The 6,406-nt window shown below is 43.9% G+C and carries 8 protein-coding genes; all 8 read left to right on the top strand.

The annotated features are described in order from the left end of the window. Nucleotides 1-436 precede the first annotated feature (436 nt). Nucleotides 437-838 carry a 30S ribosomal protein S12 gene (rpsL, locus tag QVP67_RS00945; protein ID WP_021846443.1) on the top strand — a complete coding sequence of 134 codons (402 nt, stop codon included), beginning with the start codon at nucleotides 437-439 and terminating at the stop codon, nucleotides 836-838. A gap of 156 nt (nucleotides 839-994) precedes the next feature. After that, the gene (gene rpsG / locus QVP67_RS00950) at nucleotides 995-1,471 is read left to right on the top strand and encodes a 30S ribosomal protein S7 (RefSeq protein ID WP_022161689.1); all 477 of its coding nucleotides are present in this window, start codon (nucleotides 995-997) and stop codon (nucleotides 1,469-1,471) included. 47 nt (nucleotides 1,472-1,518) lie between these two features. After that, complete coding sequence (fusA, locus tag QVP67_RS00955) at nucleotides 1,519-3,636, top strand: elongation factor G (protein WP_022161690.1); 2,118 nt, start codon at nucleotides 1,519-1,521, stop codon at nucleotides 3,634-3,636. Between the two features lie 90 nt (nucleotides 3,637-3,726). After that, nucleotides 3,727-4,032: a 30S ribosomal protein S10 gene (gene rpsJ, locus QVP67_RS00960; protein ID WP_004291244.1), complete on the top strand. Its 306-nt coding sequence runs from the start codon at nucleotides 3,727-3,729 to the stop codon at nucleotides 4,030-4,032. Between the two features lie 24 nt (nucleotides 4,033-4,056). Continuing rightward, entirely contained in the window at nucleotides 4,057-4,674 is a 618-nt protein-coding gene (gene rplC, locus QVP67_RS00965) for a 50S ribosomal protein L3 (protein WP_022161691.1), read from the top strand. Beyond that, the gene (gene rplD, locus QVP67_RS00970) at nucleotides 4,674-5,300 is read left to right on the top strand and encodes a 50S ribosomal protein L4 (RefSeq protein ID WP_022161692.1); all 627 of its coding nucleotides are present in this window, start codon (nucleotides 4,674-4,676) and stop codon (nucleotides 5,298-5,300) included. The genes rplC and rplD overlap by 1 nt, the downstream gene beginning before the upstream one ends. A 16-nt stretch (nucleotides 5,301-5,316) precedes the next feature. Beyond that, on the top strand, nucleotides 5,317-5,610 hold the full coding sequence (gene rplW, locus QVP67_RS00975) for a 50S ribosomal protein L23 (RefSeq protein WP_022161693.1): 294 nt from the start codon (nucleotides 5,317-5,319) through the stop codon (nucleotides 5,608-5,610). Nucleotides 5,611-5,615: 5 nt separating this feature from the next. Then, a partial coding sequence (gene rplB / locus QVP67_RS00980) for a 50S ribosomal protein L2 (protein ID WP_288179762.1) occupies nucleotides 5,616-6,406 on the top strand: 791 nt, incomplete at its 3' end.

A 6,406-nucleotide genomic window follows, 5' to 3' on the forward strand; every position in this document is an offset into this window, starting at 1 on the left:
ACGTCTACTTCTACTGTCGGGTTGCCGCGCGAGTCGAGTATTTCGCGGGCGATGATTCTTTTTATATTCATACGCTTTTGTTTTTAGGGTTTGTTACATAAATGGCAGGTGGCCGAACGGTGTCTTCGCCGGTATCTGCCAGACGGCACTTCCGGGTGCCGTTTCTTCTCAAATAACAGTTGAGGAGTGTGCAATGTTCGGTTGTCTTCGCCGCAGGTTTGCCGTCCGTGACTTTGGTTGCAACATTGCCGGGTGTTTGATTGGGAGGTTTGTGTGATGGATGTGAAATGTGTAATGGCCGTGAAAAATAATACGTTAAAAATAAATAATTGTACGTAGTGCATTGATTATTCAAAAGTTATTAGTATCTTTGCAGCCCAAAAGTGTATAGTTTCTGAATTAATATAACAATAATATATAACTAAAAACAATTAAAATGCCTACAATTCAGCAATTAGTAAGAAAAGGACGCCAGGTGCTGGTTGACAAAAGTAAGTCACCTGCCTTGGATTCATGTCCTCAAAGACGTGGCGTTTGCGTGAGAGTGTATACAACCACTCCGAAGAAACCGAATTCAGCTATGCGTAAAGTAGCTCGTGTGCGTTTGACCAATGGTAAAGAGGTGAACTCTTACATTCCGGGCGAAGGACACAACTTGCAGGAACACTCTATCGTACTGGTACGTGGTGGTCGTGTAAAGGACCTTCCGGGTGTACGTTATCACATCGTTCGTGGTACTTTGGATACTGCAGGTGTAGCCGGTCGTACACAACGTCGCTCTAAGTATGGTGCAAAGCGCCCGAAACCAGGACAGGCAGCTCCCGCTAAGAAAAAATAATTAGGTGGACTAAGAGCTCAGAACATTAACAATTAAAGTAATAACTTACGTTTTAGTTTGTTGGAGATGCTAAAGGTTGAGTAAATTCTCCGGAGGGAGAGTTGAAGAAGACAGAAGTAAACAACCAAGAACGAAAAACATTATTCTTTCAGACAAATGAGAAAAGCAAAACCGAAAAAACGTGTCATCCTTCCGGATCCCGTTTTTAATGATGTGAAAGTTTCCAAGTTCGTTAACCACCTGATGTACGACGGCAAGAAGAATACATCTTACGAAATCTTCTATGCAGCTCTGGAAACAGTGAAGAACAAGATGCAGAACGAAGAAAAATCTGCTCTTGAGATTTGGAAAAAAGCTTTGGACAACGTAACTCCTCAAGTTGAAGTAAAATCTCGCCGTGTAGGTGGTGCTACTTTCCAGGTTCCGACCGAAATCCGCCCCGACCGTAAGGAGTCTATTTCAATGAAGAATTTAATTATCTTTGCTCGCAAGCGTGGTGGTAAGTCAATGGCTGACAAGCTGGCTGCCGAAATCATGGACGCTTTCAACGAACAAGGAGGTGCCTTCAAACGTAAAGAAGATATGCACAGAATGGCTGAGGCTAACCGTGCATTCGCTCATTTCCGTTTCTAATGTTATAGTGGTACCTATTAATAATTAAAAACTTAAAGATTTAGAAAATGGCAAAGCGTGATTTACATTTGACTCGTAACATCGGTATCATGGCTCACATCGATGCCGGTAAGACAACAACCTCAGAACGTATCTTGTTCTACACAGGTCTGACTCACAAAATCGGTGAGGTGCACGATGGTGCTGCAACAATGGACTGGATGGAACAGGAACAGGAGCGTGGTATTACTATTACTTCTGCTGCTACAACTACTCGTTGGAAATATGCAGGCAATACATATAAAATCAATCTGATTGACACTCCGGGACACGTTGACTTTACTGCCGAAGTAGAGCGCTCATTGCGTGTACTTGACGGTGCTGTTGCTGCTTACTGTGCAGTAGGTGGTGTTGAGCCGCAGTCTGAAACTGTATGGCGTCAGGCTGACAAGTACAATGTTCCCCGTATCGGATATGTAAACAAAATGGACCGTTCGGGCGCCGACTTCTTTGAAGTAGTTCGTCAGATGAAGGACGTTTTGGGTGCTAATCCCTGTCCGGTTGTAATTCCTATCGGTGCAGAAGAAAACTTCAAGGGTGTCGTTGACTTGATCAAAATGAAAGCTATCCTGTGGCACGATGAAACCATGGGCGCTGACTATGACGTTGAGGAAATTCCTGCCAACTTGCAGGCCGAAGCTGAAGAGTGGCGTGAAAAGATGCTGGAAAAGGTAGCTGAATATGACGACGCTTTGATGGAGAAGTTCTTTGATGATCCTTCTACTATCACTGAAGAAGAAATCCTCCGCGGATTGCGTGCTGCAACCTTGAAGATGGATATCGTACCGATGCTTTGCGGTTCTTCTTTCAAGAATAAGGGCGTTCAGACACTGCTCGACTATGTATGTGCTTTCTTGCCTTCTCCGCTGGATACTCCTAACATCGTAGGTACTAATCCTTCGACTGGTGAAGAGGAAGACCGTAAGCCTGATGAAGACGAAAAGACTGCAGCTTTGGCATTTAAGATCGCTACTGACCCCTATGTAGGTCGTCTGACATTCTTCCGTGTTTACTCTGGTAAGGTTGAAGCCGGTTCTTATATCTACAACAGCCGTTCGGGCAAGAAGGAGCGTGTATCTCGTCTGTTCCAGATGCACTCTAACAAGCAGAACCCTGTAGAAGTAGTATCTGCCGGTGATATCGGTGCAGGTGTTGGTTTCAAGGATATCCGTACTGGTGATACCTTGTGCGACGAAGATGCTCCTATCGTATTGGAGTCTATGGACTTCCCCGATCCGGTTATCGGTATCGCAGTTGAGCCTAAGACTCAGAAGGATATGGATAAGTTGTCTAACGGTCTGGCTAAGCTGGCCGAAGAAGACCCGACATTCACCGTTCGTACCGACGAGCAGACTGGTCAGACAGTTATCTCTGGTATGGGTGAGCTTCACTTGGATATCATTATCGACCGTCTGAAACGTGAGTTCAAGGTTGAATGTAACCAAGGTAAGCCTCAGGTTAACTATAAAGAGGCTATCACGAAGACTGTTAACCTCCGTGAGGTTTACAAGAAACAGTCTGGTGGTCGTGGTAAGTTCGCTGATATCATCGTTAACGTTGGTCCGATCGATGAGGACTACAAAGAAGGCGGTCTGCAGTTCATCAACGAAGTAACTGGTGGTAACATTCCTAAGGAATTTATTCCTTCTGTACAGAAGGGCTTCCAGACAGCTATGAAGAACGGTGTATTGGCCGGCTTCCCGATGGATAGCTTGAAGGTTACTTTGCTCGATGGTTCTTTCCACCCGGTAGACTCTGACCAGCTGTCATTCGAAATCTGTGCAATCCAGGCCTATAAGAATGCTTGTTCTAAGGCCGGTCCTGTGCTGATGGAGCCTATCATGAAGCTGGAAGTTGTTACTCCGGAAGAGAACATGGGTGACGTGATCGGTGACTTGAACAAACGTCGTGGTCAGGTAGAAGGTATGGAGTCAAGCCGCTCAGGTGCCCGCATCGTGAAGGCTATGGTTCCGCTGGCTGAAATGTTCGGTTATGTAACAGCATTGCGTACCATTACTTCTGGTCGTGCTACTTCTTCTATGACTTACGATCATCACGCACAAGTATCTACTTCTATTGCCAAGGCAGTATTGGAAGAAGTGAAGGGACGTGTTGACCTGATTTAATCAACAGAATACAATCAGAGTACCGCAGGTTAGCGAATGACTCTTAACCTGCGGACTCTCTTTAGAATAATAATTTTAATAATAAAAGTAATGAGTCAAAAAATTAGAATCAAACTGAAATCTTACGACCACAACTTGGTTGACAAGTCAGCTGAAAAGATTGTAAGAACAGTAAAGACTACAGGTGCTATCGTCAGCGGTCCTATACCTCTGCCTACTCACAAGCGCATCTTTACTGTAAACCGTTCGACTTTCGTAAACAAAAAGTCTCGTGAACAATTCGAACTCTCTTCTTATAAGAGATTGATCGACATCTATAGCTCAACAGCTAAGACAGTAGATGCTCTGATGAAGCTGGAGTTGCCGAGCGGTGTGGAAGTAGAAATCAAAGTGTAAGTTAAGTATTAAAAATTTAGAGAAATGCCAGGATTATTAGGAAAAAAAATCGGAATGACATCCGTTTTCAGTGCCGAGGGCAAAAACGTGCCATGCACTGTTATCGAAGCAGGTCCTTGTGTTGTTACTCAAGTGAAGACTGTAGAAAAGGACGGCTATGCAGCTGTTCAGCTGGGCTTCCAGGATAAGAAAGAGAAGCATACTACAAAACCTTTGATGGGCCATTTTAAGAAGGCTGGAGTAACACCCAAGAAACACTTGGCTGAGTTCAAAGAATTTGCGACAGAGTTGAATCTGGGTGATACTGTAACTGTAGAACTGTTCAACGATGCCGATTTTGTAGACGTAGTAGGTACTTCTAAAGGTAAGGGTTTCCAAGGCGTTGTTAAGCGTCACGGCTTTGGTGGTGTAGGTCAGACTACTCACGGTCAGCATAACCGCGCTCGTAAACCGGGTTCTATCGGTGCTTGTTCGTATCCTGCAAAAGTATTCAAAGGAATGCGCATGGGCGGACAGCTTGGTGGCGACAGAGTAACTGTTCAAAACCTGCAAGTATTAAAAGTAATCGCGGAACACAATCTTCTTTTGGTGAAAGGTTCTGTTCCTGGTTGCAAAGGTTCAATCGTAATAATTGAGAAATAATGGAAGTTAACGTATATAACATTAAAGGTGAAGACACTGGGAGAAAGATTACGTTAAACGAGTCTATCTTCGGAATTGAGCCCAACGACCACGCTATCTACTTGGACGTTAAACAGTTTATGGCAAACCAGCGTCAGGGCACTCACAAATCGAAAGAAAGAAGTGAGATCAGTGGTTCTACTCGTAAAATCGGTCGTCAAAAAGGTGGTGGCGGTGCACGTCGTGGTGACATGAATTCGCCGGTACTTGTTGGTGGTGGACGCGTATTTGGTCCGAAACCGAGAGATTACTACTTCAAACTGAATAAGAAAGTAAAAGCTTTGGCTCGTAAATCAGCTTTGTCTTATAAAGCAAAAGAAAACGCCATTGTTGTGGTTGAAGACTTCGCTTTTGAGGCTCCAAAGACTAAAGATTTTGTTGCAATGACAAAAAATCTTAAAGTTTCTGATAAAAAGCTGCTTTTAGTTTTACCGGAAGCAAATAAAAATGTATATTTGTCAGCTCGTAACGTGAAGGGTGCTAACGTGCAGACTATCTCCGGGTTGAATACTTATAGAGTATTGGACGCTGGAGTTCTTGTGCTTACTGAAAGCGCACTTTCTGCTATTGACAATATCTTAATGTAAAAAGGAGGCTTAGATAATGGGAATTATTATTAAACCGTTAGTGACAGAAAAAATGACTGCAATTACTGATAAGGCGAACAATCGTTTCGGCTTTGTCGTGCGTCCTGAAGCTAATAAACTGGAAATTAAGAAAGAAATTGAGGCCCTTTATAACGTTACAGTAGTTGATGTAAACACAATGCGCTATGACGGTAAGAACAAGAGCCGTTACACACGTGCAGGTATCATCAATGGTCGTAAGAGCGCTTTTAAGAAAGCCATCGTTACGTTGAAAGAAGGAGATACTATTGATTTTTATAGCAATATTTAATAGAAATGGCAGTACGTAAATTTAAGCCCACAACACCGGGGCAAAGACATAAAATTATTGGTACTTTCGAAGAAATTACTGCACGAGTACCAGAAAAGTCTCTTGTATTTGGTAAGAAATCTTCAGGTGGTCGTAACAACGAAGGTAAGATGACTATGCGCTACATCGGCGGTGGTCATAAGAAGGTAATTCGTATCATTGACTTCAAGAGAAATAAAGACGGTGTACCTGCAGTGGTTAAAACAATTGAATACGATCCGAACCGTTCGGCTCGTATCGCTCTGTTGTTTTATGCAGATGGTGAAAAAAGATATATTATTGCTCCCAATGGATTGCAAGTTGGCGCGACTTTGATGTCAGGTGCGGATGCGGCTCCGGAGATCGGAAACGCACTCCCTCTTCAAAATATTCCGGTAGGTACTGTAATTCACAATATCGAATTACGCCCCGGACAAGGTGCTGCTTTGGTTCGTTCGGCTGGTAATTTTGCTCAGTTGACTTCAAGAGAAGGTAAGTACTGCGTTATCAAGTTGCCTTCAGGCGAGGTTCGTCAGATCCTTTGCACTTGTAAGGCTACAGTAGGTAGCGTTGGTAATTCAGATCACGGACTGGAAAGTTCTGGTAAGGCAGGACGCTCTCGTTGGTTAGGACGTCGTCCGCACAACCGTGGTGTTGTTATGAACCCGGTTGATCACCCGATGGGTGGTGGTGAAGGACGTGCTTCAGGAGGACATCCGAGATCTCGTAAGGGATTGTATGCTAAGGGTCTTAAGACAAGAGCTCCGAAGAAACAATC

This window comes from Bacteroides sp. CAG:633, from assembly GCF_000435115.1.
In the GTDB taxonomy this organism is placed as follows: Bacteria; Bacteroidota; Bacteroidia; order Bacteroidales; family Bacteroidaceae; genus Bacteroides; species Bacteroides ndongoniae.